Origin of the sequence: Eisenbergiella tayi, from assembly GCF_001881565.1 — a bacterium.
GTDB classification, from domain to species: domain Bacteria; phylum Bacillota; class Clostridia; order Lachnospirales; family Lachnospiraceae; genus Eisenbergiella; species Eisenbergiella tayi.
The window spans coordinates 1,602,926-1,619,661 of the sequence record NZ_MPDJ01000001.1; the positions used below are offsets into that span (position 1 = coordinate 1,602,926).

General features: G+C 43.2%; 16 protein-coding genes. 10 read left to right on the forward strand and 6 right to left on the reverse strand.

Annotated elements, in window-relative coordinates:
- Window positions 1-7 precede the first annotated feature (7 nt).
- From gyrB to dnaA, 5 genes are all read right to left on the reverse strand, one after another.
- On the reverse strand, window positions 8-1,948 hold the full coding sequence (gene gyrB, locus BLA28_RS06665) for a DNA topoisomerase (ATP-hydrolyzing) subunit B (protein ID WP_071698912.1): 1,941 nt from the start codon (window positions 1,946-1,948) through the stop codon (window positions 8-10).
- Window positions 1,949-2,084: 136 nt separating this feature from the next.
- Window positions 2,085-3,182 carry a DNA replication/repair protein RecF gene (gene recF / locus BLA28_RS06670; RefSeq protein ID WP_071698913.1) on the reverse strand — a complete coding sequence of 366 codons (1,098 nt, stop codon included), beginning with the start codon at window positions 3,180-3,182 and terminating at the stop codon, window positions 2,085-2,087.
- A gap of 70 nt (window positions 3,183-3,252) precedes the next feature.
- On the reverse strand, window positions 3,253-3,459 hold the full coding sequence (locus tag BLA28_RS06675) for an RNA-binding S4 domain-containing protein (RefSeq protein WP_069151410.1): 207 nt from the start codon (window positions 3,457-3,459) through the stop codon (window positions 3,253-3,255).
- A gap of 14 nt (window positions 3,460-3,473) precedes the next feature.
- A complete protein-coding gene (dnaN, locus tag BLA28_RS06680) occupies window positions 3,474-4,583 on the reverse strand; it encodes a DNA polymerase III subunit beta (RefSeq protein ID WP_009255043.1) in 1,110 nt (369 codons plus the stop codon).
- 316 nt (window positions 4,584-4,899) lie between these two features.
- Window positions 4,900-6,267 (reverse strand): chromosomal replication initiator protein DnaA, encoded by a 1,368-nt coding sequence (gene dnaA, locus BLA28_RS06685; protein ID WP_009255044.1) that lies wholly within the window; start codon window positions 6,265-6,267, stop codon window positions 4,900-4,902.
- Window positions 6,268-6,805: 538 nt separating this feature from the next.
- Between dnaA and rpmH the strand changes: the two genes are divergently transcribed.
- The 7 genes from rpmH to BLA28_RS06720 are packed head-to-tail and all read left to right on the forward strand — an operon-like array spanning window position 6,806 to window position 12,389.
- Window positions 6,806-6,940: a 50S ribosomal protein L34 gene (gene rpmH / locus BLA28_RS06690; protein ID WP_009255045.1), complete on the forward strand. Its 135-nt coding sequence runs from the start codon at window positions 6,806-6,808 to the stop codon at window positions 6,938-6,940.
- Between the two features lie 51 nt (window positions 6,941-6,991).
- Window positions 6,992-7,327 carry a ribonuclease P protein component gene (gene rnpA / locus BLA28_RS06695; protein ID WP_009255046.1) on the forward strand — a complete coding sequence of 112 codons (336 nt, stop codon included), beginning with the start codon at window positions 6,992-6,994 and terminating at the stop codon, window positions 7,325-7,327.
- 7 nt (window positions 7,328-7,334) lie between these two features.
- Window positions 7,335-7,544 carry a membrane protein insertion efficiency factor YidD gene (gene yidD, locus BLA28_RS06700; RefSeq protein ID WP_021634518.1) on the forward strand — a complete coding sequence of 70 codons (210 nt, stop codon included), beginning with the start codon at window positions 7,335-7,337 and terminating at the stop codon, window positions 7,542-7,544.
- A 30-nt stretch (window positions 7,545-7,574) separates the two neighbouring features.
- Complete coding sequence (locus BLA28_RS06705; protein ID WP_009255047.1) at window positions 7,575-8,948, forward strand: YidC/Oxa1 family membrane protein insertase; 1,374 nt, start codon at window positions 7,575-7,577, stop codon at window positions 8,946-8,948.
- A 54-nt stretch (window positions 8,949-9,002) separates the two neighbouring features.
- Window positions 9,003-9,626 (forward strand): RNA-binding cell elongation regulator Jag/EloR, encoded by a 624-nt coding sequence (gene jag / locus BLA28_RS06710; protein WP_009255048.1) that lies wholly within the window; start codon window positions 9,003-9,005, stop codon window positions 9,624-9,626.
- Window positions 9,627-9,670: 44 nt separating this feature from the next.
- On the forward strand, window positions 9,671-11,059 hold the full coding sequence (gene mnmE / locus BLA28_RS06715) for a tRNA uridine-5-carboxymethylaminomethyl(34) synthesis GTPase MnmE (RefSeq protein ID WP_071698914.1): 1,389 nt from the start codon (window positions 9,671-9,673) through the stop codon (window positions 11,057-11,059).
- Window position 11,060: 1 nt separating this feature from the next.
- Window positions 11,061-12,389: a replication-associated recombination protein A gene (locus BLA28_RS06720; RefSeq protein ID WP_071698915.1), complete on the forward strand. Its 1,329-nt coding sequence runs from the start codon at window positions 11,061-11,063 to the stop codon at window positions 12,387-12,389.
- 20 nt (window positions 12,390-12,409) lie between these two features.
- On the opposite strand, the gene BLA28_RS06725 is transcribed toward BLA28_RS06720, so the two are convergent.
- Window positions 12,410-13,345 (reverse strand): MDR/zinc-dependent alcohol dehydrogenase-like family protein, encoded by a 936-nt coding sequence (locus tag BLA28_RS06725; protein WP_069430197.1) that lies wholly within the window; start codon window positions 13,343-13,345, stop codon window positions 12,410-12,412.
- A 254-nt stretch (window positions 13,346-13,599) separates the two neighbouring features.
- Between BLA28_RS06725 and BLA28_RS06730 the strand changes: the two genes are divergently transcribed.
- The 3 genes from BLA28_RS06730 to rsmG are packed head-to-tail and all read left to right on the forward strand — an operon-like array spanning window position 13,600 to window position 16,720.
- A complete protein-coding gene (locus BLA28_RS06730) occupies window positions 13,600-14,046 on the forward strand; it encodes a hypothetical protein (protein ID WP_143131484.1) in 447 nt (148 codons plus the stop codon).
- 14 nt (window positions 14,047-14,060) lie between these two features.
- Window positions 14,061-15,989 carry a tRNA uridine-5-carboxymethylaminomethyl(34) synthesis enzyme MnmG gene (mnmG, locus tag BLA28_RS06735; protein WP_071698917.1) on the forward strand — a complete coding sequence of 643 codons (1,929 nt, stop codon included), beginning with the start codon at window positions 14,061-14,063 and terminating at the stop codon, window positions 15,987-15,989.
- Window positions 15,986-16,720 (forward strand): 16S rRNA (guanine(527)-N(7))-methyltransferase RsmG, encoded by a 735-nt coding sequence (gene rsmG / locus BLA28_RS06740; protein ID WP_071698918.1) that lies wholly within the window; start codon window positions 15,986-15,988, stop codon window positions 16,718-16,720. Before mnmG ends, rsmG begins: the two co-directional genes overlap by 4 nt.
- The last annotated feature ends 16 nt before the right edge of the window (window positions 16,721-16,736 follow it).

The following is a 16,736-nucleotide window of genomic DNA, read 5'->3' on the forward strand; positions in this document are numbered from 1 at the left end:
TCTGTCATCAGATATCCAGGTTCTTGACATATTTGGCATTATCTTCAATGAACTCCCGCCTCGGCTCCACCTTATCACCCATCAATGTGGTAAAGGTGAGATCCACTTCCGATTCTGCCTCCTCATCCATATTAACGCGCAGCAAAATACGCTTTTCCGGATCCATCGTAGTTTCCCAAAGCTGTTCCGCGTCCATTTCTCCCAGACCCTTATAACGCTGGATTTTATTATTTTGATCCCTTCCCACTTCCGTAAGAATCTGATTCAGTTCCTCATCACTGTAGGCATACCATTCCTTTTTATTCTTCTCCAGCTTATAAAGAGGCGGCTGCGCCAGATAAACATGTCCCTGCTTAATCAGCTCCGGCATGAAACGGTAGATGAAGGTAAGCAGAAGAGTCGCGATATGAGAACCGTCAACATCGGCATCGGTCATAATAATAATTTTATGATATCTTAATTTGGTTACGTCGAAATCATCATGGATCCCTGTGCCGAAAGCGGTGATCATGGCTTTGATTTCCGCATTGGCGTACACTTTATCAAGCCTTGCCTTTTCTACATTCAGGATCTTTCCTCTCAGAGGAAGGATAGCCTGTGTGGCACGGCTTCTCGCTTTCTTGGCAGATCCGCCGGCGGAATCTCCCTCAACGATATAAATTTCACAGTTTTTCGGATCCTTATCGGAGCAATCAGCCAGCTTTCCGGGCAGCGCCATTCCTTCCAGAGCCGTCTTTCTTCTGGTAAGCTCCCTCGCTTTCCGGGCTGCTTCCCTTGCACGCTGGGCAAGGATTGATTTTTCACAGATGGTTTTCGCAATGGAAGGGTTCTGTTCCAGATAATAGGTAAGCTGTTCGCTGATAACGCTGTCCACAGCACCTCTCGCTTCGGAATTTCCCAGCTTCTGCTTGGTCTGTCCCTCAAACTGGGGATCCTCAATCTTCACACTGACAATGGCAGTCAGGCCTTCCCTGATATCCTCACCGGTAAGATTCGCTTCATTGTCCCTGAGCAGCTTATTGTTTCTTGCATAATCATTAAAGGTCTTGGTAATGGCATTCCGGAAGCCCACCAGATGGGTGCCGCCTTCCGGTGTATTTATATTGTTGACAAAGCTGTAAACGCTTTCCGTGTAGGAATCGTTATGCTGCATTGCCACTTCCACATAAACATTATTTTTGCTGCCCTCAAAATACATGACATTTTCGTAAAGAGGAGATTTGCTCTTATTCAGATAGGTGACGAATTCCTTGATTCCGCCCTCGTAGTGGAACACTTTTTCCTGCGGATTTTCTTCCCTCACATCTCTGAGTACAATTCTTAAGCCTCTGGTAAGAAATGCCATCTCACGCAGACGCTGTTTTAAAATATCAAATTCATAAACGGTAGTTTCCTGGAAAATAGTGGCATCCGGCTTGAAGGTTACCTTGGTTCCCGTCTTTTCCGGATCACATTCTCCCACCACTTTCAGGGTATAGATAGTCTTTCCCTTTTCGTAACGCTGTCTGTATACCTTTCCCTCCTGACAGATCTCCACTTCAAGCCAGTCAGACAGGGCATTTACTACAGATGCGCCTACTCCATGAAGTCCTCCGGATACCTTGTATCCCCCGCCGCCGAATTTACCGCCCGCATGCAGAATGGTAAATACCACTTCCACCGCAGGGATGCCGGCTTTATGGTTGATCCCCACAGGAATACCACGTCCATTATCAATAACCGTAATGGAATTATCCTGATTAATTGTAACATCAATGGTATCACAATAACCCGCCAAAGCTTCATCCACTGCATTGTCTACAATCTCATAAACCAGATGGTGAAGGCCTCTGGCTGATGTAGAACCAATATACATACCAGGTCTTTTACGAACCGCTTCCAGACCCTCAAGAATCTGTATTTGATCCGCTCCATACTCACTGTGGCTTTCTGTGTTTTCAGTATCCATATATTCCTCCATTTCACTGCTTTAAAAGACCAAAATTCAACAAAAAGGACACAAATAGATAGAAAAGCTTATAGATCCCTCAGGCCTATAAGTTTTTCTACCTGTTTGCCTATTCTGTTTTATTATAGCATGAATTTTATTTATCCACAATAGACATAATATCGATAGAACCATTGGTAATTTTGAATACCCGGTTTATCTCAAACCGGTTGTTAATAAATTCATCCAGGCCTGTACAGGTAATTATTGTCTGTATATCTCCTATGCTGTTCAGCAGATAATTCTGCCTGTTGCTGTCCAGCTCGGATAAGACATCATCAAGAAGAAGAATAGGCGTATCCTTTGTCATCGTTTTAACCAGTTCAATTTCCGACAGCTTCAGGGAAAGGGCCGCAGTCCTCTGCTGTCCCTGGGATCCGAATTTACGGATATCGATTTCATTGGCGATAAAAGCAAAATCATCTCTGTGAGGCCCCACCGTAGTCTGTTTCAGACGGATATCCCTTTCCTGGCTGCCCCGCAGTTTTCCTTCGAAATCCTCCGGGGAAATATCCGGTTCATAGGAGAGCAGAAGCTTTTCCTTCCCTCCGGAAAGGCTGTCATGGATCCCGCCTATAATAGTATTCATCTGATCCACAAAAGCCGTACGTCTTTCAATGATCTTTTTTCCGAACTCCACAAGCTGGATATCCCATACATCCAGAGTCCCCTTCAAAGAAGGATTCATATACATATCCTTCAGCAGCTTGTTTCTCTGGTTTATTATCTTGTTATAGTTGTTTAAATGATGCAGGTACATAGGATCAAGCTGGCATAATTCCATATCCACGAACCTGCGCCTTTCCGAAGGCCCGTTCTTAATGATGCTGAGATCCTCCGGAGAGAAGAATACAACATTCATAAGCCCCAGAAGCTCTGAGGCCCTTTTTATTTTAGTGCCGTCAATAGCTATGCCTTTGGTTTTATTTTTCCGAAGATGCATATCTATTTTGATTTCATCCCCGTCTTTTTCCAGCCAGGTGCGGATATGCGCTTCTTCCTCATCAAAATTAACAATATCACGATCCTTCGTGCCTCTGTGTGATTTTGTCGTGGCACACAAATAAATCGCCTCAAGGATGTTCGTCTTTCCCTGTGCGTTATCGCCGTAAAGAATATTGGTGCCTTTGTCAAAATTCATATCCAGAAACGCATAGTTCCTGAAATTGGACAGCTCAAGCGATTTTATAACCATGAAAATTACCCGATATTGCCTTTCAAAAGGCTGGTTTACATAAAACCAGCCTTTTTTGATCCTTTAAATTTTACTCGATTTTAAGAGTCTTCCCGTTATATTCCACAAGATCTCCGGGCACCAGTTTTTTCCCTCTCTGGGTTTCCACCTGGCCGTTCACCTTAACAAAGCCATCCTGGACCGCATACTTTGCGTCCACACCGGATTCTGCAAGCCCGGAAGCCTTAAGGGCCTGTCCCAGCTTGATATACTCATCTTTTATTTTAAAACTTTCCATTGTTTTCCTTCCGCTTATGAAACTGTCGTAAAGTTTACAGGCAGGATCAGATAAATATAATTGTTTTCTTCATCCCTGATAAAGCAGGGAGCCTTGGGATTTACCAGATAAATGGTAATTGTCTCGTCGTCTATTACACGAAGGGCATCGATCAGGAACTTGGGATTGAAGCCGATCATGAGATCTTTTCCCATTTTCTCAATGTCTATTTCTTCATCCATGCTTCCGACCGTGGAATTGATCTTAAGCTCCATGGAACCATCCGTGATATTGATGATGATGGGTTTTTTATCCCCTTCCTTGATGAGCAGGGTAGCCCTGTCAATACAGTCAAGGAGTTCTTTTTTATGAATGATCACTTTGGTTTCATAATCGCTGGAAAGCATCTGATCGATCTTGAAGTACTCCCCTTCGATCAGTCTGGATACCACCGTGGTATTCTCGAATTCAAATACGATATGTTTATCCGTGAAGAAAATGGTGACATCCTTATCCGCATCACCGCTTAAGATCTTGCTGATCTCGTTCAGGGTTTTGCCGGGAACCACAACCTTCTTGGCAGGATAGGAGTTTTTCAGATGGATTTTACGGATGGAAATACGATGTCCGTCAAGGGAAATGACTCTCATTTCCTCTCCGTTGATCTCGAAAAGCTCACCGCTCATCAATTTATTGTTGTCATTGTCAGAGATGGAAAAGATCGTCTGACGGATCACTTCCTTCAGGGTATACTGGGAAATAATGATGGATTCGTTTCTTTCAATCATGGGTAAATAGGAAAAATCTTCACCTGATTTACCGATGATATTAAACTTTGCCTTTTCACAGGTAATGGCAGTCTTAAAGTTACTGTCCGTTGTGATGGTGATATCATTATCAGGCAGTTTTCTTACGATCTCCAAAAAGATCTTGGCGTCCAGGGCAATGATCCCTTTTTCCAGGATCTCCCCTTCTATAATGGTTTCGATACCGAGCTCCATATCATTGGCCGTCAGTTTGATCTCCCCTGAGGTGGAATCAATCAGAATACATTCAAGGATGGACATGGTGGTTTTATTCGGTACCGCTTTCGATACGACCTGAAGTCCTGTTAACAGATTGCTTTTGGAACAAACTAATTTCATATGTGCATAAACTCCCTTCTGCGAATTCACAATGATGCAGCGCCTGGCGCACCGCGCGCGATCCTTTTATAAATTAATTTATTTAGTAATATTAATTAGTAGTGGATGTAGATATGTGGATAACCCTTTTTATTATACAGTTTGCAAGGAAATTTGAAAATAATAACTTGTTCAAAAGTGCCGGATAAGCTGAGGTTAATTCTCAATGTATTCACAATGGACCTGAACCTCCTGATTTAGGTTTGGCTTTGAAAAAATAAGGATTCACAGCCTGTCCCCAATGTACCCACAGCTTGTCAACTTTTCTTTAACAAAGTTATACACATATTTTCTTTTTGATAATTTCAATGTTATTCTTCAGTTCTTCATTGGTATTAAGTTCATCCGTTATTTTATTGGCACCATGGATTACTGTGGTATGATCTTTTTTGCCGAGGAGCTTTCCTATATTAGCAAGAGAGGTTTCCGTGAGATCCCTGCACAGATACATAACTACCTGACGGGGAAGAACGAATTCGGAATTCCTCTTTTTGGAGGTGATGTCCTCCGGATTGACACCGTAATGCTCTGCCACCACACGAATGATGAGTTCCGGGGTTATTTTGTCCGGTTTGTCGGGATTGATGATGTCTTTCAGAGCGTCCTCAGCCAGTTCCATGGTTATTTCAGGCTGGTTTTCGATCTTTGATTTGGCGATGATACGATTGAAAGCCCCTTCCAGTTCCCTGATGTTGGATTTGATGTTGGTAGCGATATACTGGAAAATGGAGTCGTCGATTTTTTTATCATAGTTCTCCGCGTTTTTACGGAGGATAGCCATACGGGTTTCATAATCAGGCGGCTGGATGTCTGCGATAAGGCCCCATTCAAAACGGGAACGGAATCTTTCATCCAGGGTTTCCATTTCTTTAGGCGGTTTATCGGAGGACAGTACGATTTGTTTGCCGGCTGCATGAAGCACATTAAAGGTATGGAAAAATTCTTCCTGTGTACTTTCCTTTCCTATTATAAACTGGATATCATCGATCATGAGGACATCCACCGTACGGTACTTGTCCCGCAGCTTGGTCATGGCCGCCGCATTACCGCTTCGGATGGATTCGATTACTTCATTAGTAAAGGATTCGGAGGTGACGTAGATAACCTTCATATCCGGGTTTTGTTCCAGCACGAAATGACCGATGGAATGCATAAGGTGGGTTTTGCCCAATCCGGCCCCACCATATATATAGAGGGGATTGTATGCGTCGCCCGGGGATTCTGCAACGGCAAGACAGGCAGAATGGGCGAATTTGTTATTGCTTCCCACTACGAAGGTATCGAATTTATATTTAGGGTTCAGATTTGCATTTTCATAATTAATGTTAAAGGTGCTGCTGTACGGAGATTTGAGATCTTCAGTGGAAGACTTGTCCTTCTTAGCGTCTTTTTCCAATATAAAGGAGACCTCATAGTAATGATCCATCATTTCTGTGAGGGTAACACGGAAGAAATCCTTATATTTGGAAGAAATATAGTTAAGGGCATGTGACTGGTTGGATGTGATAAGGATTATTACCACATCATCCTGGACGTCATAAAACTTCAGTGGCTCTATCCACGTGTGATAAGAAACGTCAGAAAGATCATATTCCTTTCTGATTGTTTCCTTAATCTCATCCCATCTGGCTTCGATTGCCTGCATTGCTAAACCTCCATAAACTTACTGAAAATACATTTATATTATCTTACTCTAAAAAAAAGCAAATATCAAATGTTAATTCTGGGGATAATATTTTTCCACATGCTGTGAATGCAAGGGGGGAGTAGTTAACATATTACGGGTTTGCTATGTGTAAATGTGGATAAGTGGAAAAGTGTCATCAACATATAAACATTCAGAAAATATGGGGCTTTGATATTTATTTTTAATTTGAAAATGAAAATTAAGAGGAGTTTATCCACAAGTTATACACAATTTGTGGATAATGTTATGTTAAGTGGATTGATCGGTTGGCAGGATGTGGATGAAAATCGGAGTGCTAGATGTTGTGGAAAAAAATAATTGGGGATAACTATATCTTGTATTAGTGAAAAACACGATTTTTACAGGCTTTTTTCAGCGTTTTTTTATTTCGTAAAATACGCGGTTTTGCTTGACTTGCGGGGTTTCTTCCTATATAATCGGTAATGATATTTTCTGACACATTATCAGAAACCTGAGTGAAGGAGGTGCATCTTTAATGAAAATGACATTTCAGCCTAAGAACAGGCAGAGAAATAAAGTTCACGGCTTCAGAGCCAGAATGAGTACTCCGGGAGGAAGAAAGGTACTGGCAGCAAGAAGAGCAAAAGGAAGAAAGAGATTATCAGCATAGGCCGCAGTTTTGTGGCCTTTTTTTCTCTTTCCAGGAAAGATTGGACATGTAATGAATTTTTCGGAAAGTTTGAAGAAAAACCAGGATTTTCAGTCTGTTTACCGGAATGGCAAATCGTATGCCAATCGTTTATTGGTAATGTATGTGTTGGAAAATAATTTGGATAAAAACAGACTTGGAATTTCCGTGAGCAAAAAGGTTGGTAACAGTGTTGTGCGCCATCATGTCACAAGGCTGGTGCGTGAAAGCTACAGGCTGCAGGAAAATATATTTAATAGTGGTTTAGATATAGTAGTCGTGGCCAGAGCGAATGCTGCTTCGGCTTCCTTCAGGGAAATCGAGAGTGCGCTATTGCATTTAGGTAAGCTTCATAAAATAATGAGCTGATTCGAAAATGAAGAAGATAGTAATTGCTTTAATTAAAGGATATAGAAAGTATATATCACCGATGAAAAGTACAAAATGCCCTTATTTTCCTACCTGCAGCGAGTATGGTTTACAGGCTGTGGAGAAGTACGGAGTAATTAAGGGCGGTTTGCTTGCTTTTTGGAGAATTTTAAGATGTAATCCCTTTTCCAAGGGAGGTTATGATCCGGTACCTTAGTCCGGCGCCGGTTTAAGGAGGAAATAAGATTTGCCAGGAATTATTTTGACCAAAAGTGCGACTCCCGTTATAGGCTGGGTTGCTACATTGCTCGGTTATATTATGGAGGGAATTTTCTATCTGCTGAATCTGATCGGACTTCCCTATATAGCTCTTGCTATTATCGTATTTACCATTGTAATTTATATGCTCATGCTTCCCCTGACTATTAAACAGCAGAAGTTTTCCAAACTGAGCAATAAGATGAATCCTGAGCTTCAGGCTATTCAGAAGAAGTATAATGGTAAGAAAGACAATGATTCCATGATGGCTATGCAGAATGAAACGCAGGCCGTTTATGCCAAATATGGTGTTTCACCTATGGGCAGCTGTGTTCAGATGCTGATACAGCTTCCTATAATCTATGCTTTGTATAAGGTAATTTATGCGATTCCTGCTTATATCGGACAGGTTAAGGCGGTTTTTTCACCTTTGGTTGAGAATCTGATTGCCCAGCCCGGCAGTGCGGAATTCATTCAGGGATTCAAAAATTCGGCTATGTATATGAAGCAGTTCTCTAATGAACTGTTTGTTGCAGGGGATCCCACTTATGTAAAGAATACATTTATCGATGTCCTGAATAAAGCGTCCACTCCGGAATGGCACAGCCTGGCTGATAAATTCCCTTCTCTGGCGAATGATATCATGGCTACATCGGAAAAGCTGGGATCTTATAATAATCTGTTTGGAATGAACATAGGGGATTCCCCTTCTTATTATCTGTCCAATGCCATGCAGTCCAAGAATGTGCTTCTTATTATAGCAGCTCTTGCCATCCCTGTATTGGCGGCGGTAACACAGTGGCTGAATGTTAAGCTGATGCCTCAGCCTGAGTCTAACGGGGATCAGAACAGCATGATGTCTTCCATGAAAATGATGAATAACATTATGCCTATTATGTCGGCTGTATTCTGTTTCTCTCTTCCTGCCGGTGTCGGTTTATACTGGGTTGCCAGTGCGGTGGTAAGGAGTATACAGCAGGTCCTGGTAAACAAGCATATTGATAAGACCGATTTCGATCAGCTTATTGAGAAAAACAAGGACAAGGCTAAGAAAAAGCAGGATAAACGGATTAAGAGGATGGAAAAGGCCGGTATTGATCCAAAGACAATTAACCAATATGCCAGCATGAATACGCGGAACGTGCAGAGCACGACTCCAAAATCAAACAGTATCTCCACAAAAGCTTCTTCGGCGAAAGCATCCATGACGCAGGAGGAGAAGGAGGAAGCAGTGAAGAAGGCAACGGAAATGTATAATCAGAAGGCTCCGAAGCCGGGAAGTATAGCTGCAAAGGCAAATATGGTAAAGATTTACAACGAGAACAACAATAAAACGGAAAAAAGTAATTCCGATAAGAAATAAGCGAAAGATACGCTTGAATGGATTGCCGCACCCGGCGGCAGAATGGAGGAAATTATGGAATTCGTTGAATTTACTGCCAAGACAGTGGATGATGCCATTACCGCAGCATGCCAGAAATTTCTTGTAACCAGTGATAAGCTGGAATATGAGGTAATAGAAGAAGGTTCTACCGGTTTCCTGGGATTTAATTCTAAGCCTGCAAAAATTAAGGCAAAAGTAAAAGAAAGCATTGAAGATAAGGCTAAAAACTTCCTGGAAGATGTTTTTGCCGCAATGAAAATGACTGTAGTAATTGATGTGAAATATGACGAGCTGGAAGGTTTTCTCGATGTTGACTTAAGAGGCGATGACATGGGTGTTCTCATCGGTAAGAGAGGACAGACTCTGGATTCCCTGCAGTATCTTGTTTCCCTTGTGGTAAATAAGGAAGCCGAAGAATATATCCGCGTTAAGGTAGATACCGAGAACTACCGTAAGAGAAGAAAAGAAACCCTGGAAAATCTGGCAAAGAACATAGCATATAAGGTAAAGAGGACCAAACGCAGTGTTTCCCTGGAGCCTATGAATCCTTATGAAAGAAGAATTATTCATTCCGCCCTGCAGAATGACAAATATGTTACAACCCACAGCGAAGGGGAAGAGCCTTTCCGCCATGTTGTTGTTACCCTGAAAAGATAACAGACAGATAACTGTCTGACAAAGGGGCAGAGGTTAAAAGATTTATGAAACAGACTGAAACAATTGCTGCAATTGCTACGGCACTGTCTGATTCAGGAATAGGAATTGTCCGTATCAGCGGAGACGATGCAATCGAAATTGGAAGCAGGGTTTATAGATCAAAGAATGGCTGCCATAGTCTTAAGGATTATGGCAGCCATACCATTCATTATGGGTTTATTATGGATGGGGAAGAAATCCTGGATGAAGTGATGGCCGCTGTTATGAAAGCGCCGAATAGCTATACAAAAGAAGACACCGTTGAGATCAATTGTCATGGCGGTGTCTTAATCGTGCAGAAAGTTCTGGAAACCGTACTGAGGAATGGGGCCAGGCTGGCAGAGCCCGGTGAATTCACCAAGCGGGCCTTTTTAAATGGAAGGATCGATTTAGCGAAGGCGGAGGCGGTTATGGATATTATCCATTCCCGGAATGAATTTGCCCTGAAATCTTCCATGAAGCAGTTAAAGGGTTCCATTTCCGACTGTATCAGGCAGATGAGGGAAGAGATTTTATATGAGATAGCGTTTATTGAATCAGCGCTTGATGATCCCGAACATATAAGCACGGAGGGCTATCCGGAAAAGCTGCTTCCAAAGATCGGGGATCTATTATTACGGTGTAATAAGCTGATTGATTCCGCTGACGACGGAAAAGTGTTAAAGGAAGGGATCAATACCGTTATTGTAGGAAAGCCCAACGCGGGAAAATCTTCTCTTATGAATCTGCTGGTTGGGGAAGAAAAGGCTATTGTCACGGATGTGGCCGGGACTACCAGGGATGTACTGGAAGAATCCATCAGGCTTCACGGGATTGGTCTGAATATCATCGATACCGCCGGAATCCGTTCCACAGAGGATGTTGTTGAAAAGATAGGGGTGGAACGGGCGCTGAAAATAGCCTCTGATGCGGATCTGATTCTGTATGTGGTGGATTCCTCCATCGCATTAGATGAGAGTGACGAGGAGATCCTGGATTTGATCAGAGGAAAAAAATGCATCGTGCTTCTGAATAAAACGGATCTGGTTCCCGTTGTTGAGGAAGAGGAACTCAGAAAGAAGCTCCGGGATGCGGAGATCTCGGTGATACGTACCTCCACCCGGGATAATACGGGAATTGAGGAATTTGAAAATACCATAAAAGAAATGTTTTTCTCCGGCGCCCTTTCCATGAATGAAGAGGTTATTATAACCAATATGCGCCATAAGCAGGCGCTGGAAGAAGCCCGGGACAGTCTGCTCATGGTAAAGAAAAGCCTGGAAGATGAGATGCCCGAAGATTTTTATTCCATAGATTTGATGAGTGCTTATGCCTCCCTGGGATATATCATCGGAGAAGAGGTAGGAGAAGATCTGGTAAACGAAATTTTCAGTAAGTTCTGCATGGGAAAATAAAATGGAACAAATGTCATTATTTGATGATAACAGAGTTATGTATGATCCTCTCGCCAGCAGGCTGCGTCCTTCAGGACTGGAGGAATTCGTGGGACAAAAAAATCTGGTGGGGGAAGGGAAGGTTCTCCGCCGCCTGATTGATCAGGATATGGTTTCTTCCATGATCTTCTGGGGACCTCCCGGTGTGGGAAAGACTACTCTTGCCAGGATAATAGCCAGGAGCACAAAGGCTGAATTCATTGATTTCAGTGCGGTTACCAGTGGGATCCGTGAAATTAAGGAAGTGATGAACCAGGCCGAGAGCGCCAGGCATATGGGAAAAAAGACGATTGTATTTGTAGATGAAATCCATCGTTTTAATAAGGCCCAGCAGGATGCGTTTCTGCCCTTTGTGGAAAAAGGAAGTATTATCCTCATCGGAGCAACTACGGAAAATCCATCCTTTGAAATTAATGCCGCTCTTCTTTCCCGCTGCAAGGTTTTTGTGCTGCAGGCTCTTTCCGTGGAAGAGGTCGTGCAGATGCTGCATCATGCCCTGAAAGCCGGAAACGGATTCGGTAACCAGAAGATTGAAATAGAAGAAGACATGATAGAGATGATAGCCAGGTTTGCTAATGGCGATGGGCGGACGGCTCTGAATACACTGGAAATGGTGATCCTGAACGGAGAGATCAAACCGGACGGAACCACTGTAATAACCAGGGAAATACTGGAACAGTGCACCAGCAAAAAATCCCTTCTTTATGATAAGAAGGGAGAGGAGCATTACAACCTGATCTCCGCTCTTCATAAATCCATGCGGAATACGGATCCGGACGCTGCCGTATACTGGCTTTCCAGGATGCTGGAGGCAGGTGAAGATCCCTTATATGTGGCAAGAAGATTGATCCGGTTTGCCAGCGAGGATGTGGGTCTGGCGGACAGTAATGCTCTTTTGGTTGCGGTAGCCGCATATCAGGCCTGTCATTTTAACGGAATGCCGGAATGTAATGTTAATCTTGCCCACGCGGTAGTTTATCTGTCCATGGCTCCCAAATCCAATGCCCTTTATAAGGCATATGAGGATTGTAAGGAGGATGCGGTGAAAATGCTTGCGGAGCCGGTGCCTCTGCAGATAAGGAATGCGCCTACCCGTCTGATGGAAGAACTGCATTACGGGGAAGGATATGTATATGCCCATAATACGGAGGAAAAGGTTACGGCCATGCGCTGCCTGCCTGATTCCCTTCAGGATAAGAGATATTATGTGCCTGCAGGAGAAGGGAAGGAAGCGGAGGTAAAGGAAAAGCTGGATCGTATCCTTGCATGGAAAAAGGAACACGATACATGACGTGTTCCTTTTAACATATATCAGTCGATAAAGGCAAAGCCCGCTTTAAAGGCGGGTGATGCGAAGGCCTTTTCAAAATCCTTCAGATCATAGAGTTCTATTTCGGGAAGATGGATTTTTTTATCCTTCAGAAGCCGGAGTGCAGGTTCAAACGGGCCGCACCTGCTTCCCACAATAGTGAGTTCATTTACGGCAGCCATACTCATGTCCAGACTTACTTTACCTGCATAGGTACTTTTGAGTATTATGGTTCCTTTTTTTCGTACAAGTTCCATCGCCTGTGGAAGGCCGCTTTCCGAACCGGTACATTCAGCGACATATTCATAGCCTTCTTTTTCTCCGCAGATGGCTGTTTTGGCAAAGGGACGGAAAAGCTCCAGCTTTTCCGGATGTCTTCCGATAACGGTAAGATCGATACCGGTGAGAGCCAATACCTGGGCTGTGAGAAGGGCCAGCCTGCCGTCTCCGAGGACAGCGGCATTTTTGTCCGGGGATATATGAATCTGTGTAAGGATTTCCATGGCTGCGGCAAGAGGTTCTGTAAATATGGCCTGTGTATCGGGGAGGTCATCCGGAACAATATGAAGCAGGGAAGTATCTATGGTCATGTATTCCGCGAAGCATCCGTCTTTGGAATCCATGCCCAGCACTTTCCTGTTAGAACAGTGTGTAGGCCTTCCTGTTCTGCAGTAGATACAGGTACCGCAGGCGGCATTCAGTTCTCCAACAACTCTTTTTCCATGAAAGACGGGATCCGGAGAAGAGACGACTTCTCCTACAAATTCATGTCCCATGACTCCGCGGAATGACGGACGGTATCCTTTCCGGATTTCCTTATCCGTATTGCATACGGCACTGTAATGAATTTTTATCAGGCTTTCACCTGGTTCAGGAACAGGCATGGGAAGATCTTCCCTGTATTCTGCAGCGGTTCCGTTATAATATAGCCCTTTCATAGTAATAGAATCCTTTCATAATAAGATAGTCTTTAGGTTTACTTTTATCCGTGTGCTCAGGTATGTACTTTTATTGTGTATATAGTTTAGGTTGAAAGCAATTTGCAGCAGTACGTACTATTTTATATTATCATTAACTTTACGTGTTTTCTATTATTTTTTTTTGTGGTATGATGAATCCATGAGTATGTATTTCTGCAGATGATAAAGCCCATTTGAAGGAAATGCAAAATAAGGGACAGGAGCAGACGGATATGAGGAAAGAATCAGGCAAGGGACTTTTTTTTCTGATGGCTGTAGGTATTGTGGGACTTGGCTTGTTTTATGGAGCTACCGATGATTATGGGAGCGGGGAAATCCAGCTGTATCATTTAATCTGCTGGGTGATTCTTATTATTGCATTGCTGCGGGCGCTGGAACTGGTTTGGGAACCGGTGAAGATTTTGTGGGATCAGGCCTGGGGGAAGGTTCAGGAAACCCGGAAGGATAACAGAAGCAACCCCATAAATGAAGGTTCTGCTGCTGCGGAGGATTCTTCCGGCGTCGTTCTTTCTGAGGAAGAAATGGAAACGGCGATTATTGTACCGGAATCCAATCAGCGTATCTATGTGGAGAGGGAAACAGTACCCACCGTCGTTTCTGTGCCCCAGGCGGTACAGGAAAAAAAGAAAAAGAAAAAAAATAAGAAAAAGAAGAAATAAAGGAGCAGTTTATTATGCCGCAAATCAGGGAAGTTTATGATGTTTGTGTGGTAGGCGCGGGACATGCCGGATGTGAGGCGGCCCTGGCCTGTGCCAGGATGGGATTGGAAACCATAATCTTTACAGTCAGCGTGGACAGTATTGCGCTGATGCCCTGTAATCCTAATATAGGAGGATCTTCCAAGGGACATCTGGTGAGGGAAGTGGATGCCCTGGGCGGCGAAATGGGTAAAAATATAGATAAGACCTTTATTCAGTCGAAAATGCTGAATACATCCAAAGGCCCTGCGGTACATTCGCTGCGGGCCCAGGCGGATAAGGCAGAATATACCTGGCAGATGAGAAGGGTTCTTGAAAATCAGGAGCATCTCACCATAAAGCAGGCTGAGGTATGCGAACTGCTGGCGGAAAATATGACGGAAGAGGATGAGAAAAAAGGAAAATCCGTAAGCAGACGGATTACCGGTGTGAAAATATTTACCGGCGCGGTTTATGAGTGCAAAGCCGTTGTTTTATGTACGGGAACATATCTGAATTCCAGATGCTTATGCGGAGAGGCGATTACCTATACCGGGCCTAACGGGCTGCAGCCTGCCAATCATCTTACAGACTCTTTAAAGAATCTGGGAGTCGAGATGAGACGGTTTAAAACCGGAACACCTGCGCGTATGGATAAAAGAACGATTGATTTTACCAAAATGGAAGAACAGCTGGGAGATGACAGGATAATCCCATTTTCTTTTTCCACGGATCCGGACAGTATCCAGAAGGATCAGGTATCCTGCTGGCTTACCTATACGAATGAAGAAACACATGATATTATCCGCGCAAATCTGGATCGTTCTCCTATTTATGCGGGAATTATTGAAGGGACGGGACCAAGATATTGTCCCTCCATTGAAGATAAAGTGGTAAAGTTTGCGGATAAAAAGAGACATCAGGTTTTTTTGGAACCGGAAGGAATTCATACAAATGAGATGTATGTGGGAGGAATGTCATCTTCCCTCCCTGAAGACGTACAGCTTGCAATGTACAGAAGTGTTCCTGGATTGGAACACTGTAAGATTGTAAGGAATGCTTATGCGATTGAATACGATTGTATAAATGCCAGGCAGCTGAATCCGACGCTGGAATTTAAGAATATCAGAGGATTGTTCAGCGGAGGACAGTTTAACGGAAGCAGTGGTTATGAAGAAGCAGCGGCTCAGGGATTGATCGCGGGTATGAATGCCGGTTTGTCTATTCAGGGAAAAGAACAGATTATTCTGGATCGTTCCCAGGCTTATATCGGTGTTCTTATTGATGATCTGGTTACCAAAGATAATTTTGAACCTTACAGGATGATGACTTCCCGGGCTGAATACCGGCTGCTTCTCAGACAGGATAACGCGGATATCAGGCTGCGGGAAATAGGATATCAGGCAGGTCTTGTCAGTGAAGAGGATTATAAGTCTACTCTGGAAAAGCAGATGCTGATTCAGGAGGAAATGGAGCGTTTGAAGAAAACGGTGGTTGGGGCGGCACCCGAGATACAGAGGTTCTTGCAGGAGCATGAAAGTTCCCCTCTGAAAACAGCTGCCAGCCTTTCGGAGTTAATGTGCAGGCCGGAACTGAGCTATTCTGCTTTAGCCGAAATTGATCCCGGAAGACCGCAGTTATCTTCTGCTGTAATAGAGCAGGTTGAAATAGAATTAAAGTATGAAGGTTATATTACCAGGCAGATGCGTCAGGTTGAACAGTTTAAGAAAATGGAAAAGAAAAAAATTCCGTCATGGATAGATTATGAGGATATATCCAGCCTGCGTTTGGAAGCGAGACAGAAGCTGATAGCTTATAAGCCGGTATCCGTCGGACAGGCCTCCCGTATATCCGGTGTATCGCCGGCAGATATTTCTGTCCTTTTAGTTTATTTGGAACATCAGGCAAAACAGGAGTCAGAATGAGTGATTATAATTTAGTGCAGTTCAGAAAAGATTTGGAGCAGCTTCCGGTTATATTAAATCAGGAGCAGGAAGAAAAGTTTATTTTATATTATGAGCTGCTGGTACAGTGGAATGAAGTCATGAACTTGACTGCTATCACTGAGTTTAATGAAGTTTTAAAGAAGCATTTTATTGACAGTCTGTCTCTTATCAGGGCTGTACCTGAATTGGAAGAAAAAAAGTTATCTTTAATTGATGTAGGAACAGGAGCCGGTTTTCCTGGCATACCTTTGAAAATTGCTTATCCCGGTTTAAAGGTTACCTTATTGGATTCTTTAAATAAGAGAATTAAGTTTTTGAATGAAGTGATTGATAAGCTTGGACTTGAGGATATAGAAGCAGTCCATGGAAGAGCTGAGGATTATGCGAAGCCTTCTCTATTTCGTGAAAAATATGATATTTGTGTTTCGAGAGCGGTTGCTAATCTTTCTACGTTATTAGAGTATTGTTTGCCCTTTGTAAGAGTGGGCGGACAGTTTATTTCCTATAAATCAGAAAAGATAGAAGAAGAAGCTGCAGCAGCAGAAAAGGCGATACATATACTTGGCGGTGATGTTAAGGATAAGAAAGATTTTTATCTTCCGGATAGTGACATTCATAGAATTTTATATGTGATTGAGAAGAAATCTGTAACTCCTAAGAAGTATCCCAGAAAAGCTGGCCTTCCTGCTAAGGAACCGATTGTTAAATGACTTATGAAAAGTAAAT

Excerpts from the sequence above, each read along its gene's own strand:
- gyrB (WP_071698912.1), bottom strand. The coding sequence starts at position 1,948 with ATGGATACTGAAAACACAGAAAGCCACAGTGAGTATGGAGCGGATCAA.
- recF (WP_071698913.1), bottom strand. The coding sequence starts at position 3,182 with ATGGTTATAAAATCGCTTGAGCTGTCCAATTTCAGGAACTATGCGTTT.
- BLA28_RS06675 (WP_069151410.1), bottom strand. The coding sequence starts at position 3,459 with ATGGAAAGTTTTAAAATAAAAGATGAGTATATCAAGCTGGGACAGGCC.
- dnaN (WP_009255043.1), bottom strand. The coding sequence starts at position 4,583 with ATGAAATTAGTTTGTTCCAAAAGCAATCTGTTAACAGGACTTCAGGTC.
- dnaA (WP_009255044.1), bottom strand. The coding sequence starts at position 6,267 with ATGCAGGCAATCGAAGCCAGATGGGATGAGATTAAGGAAACAATCAGA.
- rpmH (WP_009255045.1), top strand. The coding sequence starts at position 6,806 with ATGAAAATGACATTTCAGCCTAAGAACAGGCAGAGAAATAAAGTTCAC.
- rnpA (WP_009255046.1), top strand. The coding sequence starts at position 6,992 with ATGAATTTTTCGGAAAGTTTGAAGAAAAACCAGGATTTTCAGTCTGTT.
- yidD (WP_021634518.1), top strand. The coding sequence starts at position 7,335 with ATGAAGAAGATAGTAATTGCTTTAATTAAAGGATATAGAAAGTATATA.
- jag (WP_009255048.1), top strand. The coding sequence starts at position 9,003 with ATGGAATTCGTTGAATTTACTGCCAAGACAGTGGATGATGCCATTACC.
- mnmE (WP_071698914.1), top strand. The coding sequence starts at position 9,671 with ATGAAACAGACTGAAACAATTGCTGCAATTGCTACGGCACTGTCTGAT.
- BLA28_RS06720 (WP_071698915.1), top strand. The coding sequence starts at position 11,061 with ATGGAACAAATGTCATTATTTGATGATAACAGAGTTATGTATGATCCT.
- BLA28_RS06725 (WP_069430197.1), bottom strand. The coding sequence starts at position 13,345 with ATGAAAGGGCTATATTATAACGGAACCGCTGCAGAATACAGGGAAGAT.
- BLA28_RS06730 (WP_143131484.1), top strand. The coding sequence starts at position 13,600 with ATGAGGAAAGAATCAGGCAAGGGACTTTTTTTTCTGATGGCTGTAGGT.
- mnmG (WP_071698917.1), top strand. The coding sequence starts at position 14,061 with ATGCCGCAAATCAGGGAAGTTTATGATGTTTGTGTGGTAGGCGCGGGA.
- rsmG (WP_071698918.1), top strand. The coding sequence starts at position 15,986 with ATGAGTGATTATAATTTAGTGCAGTTCAGAAAAGATTTGGAGCAGCTT.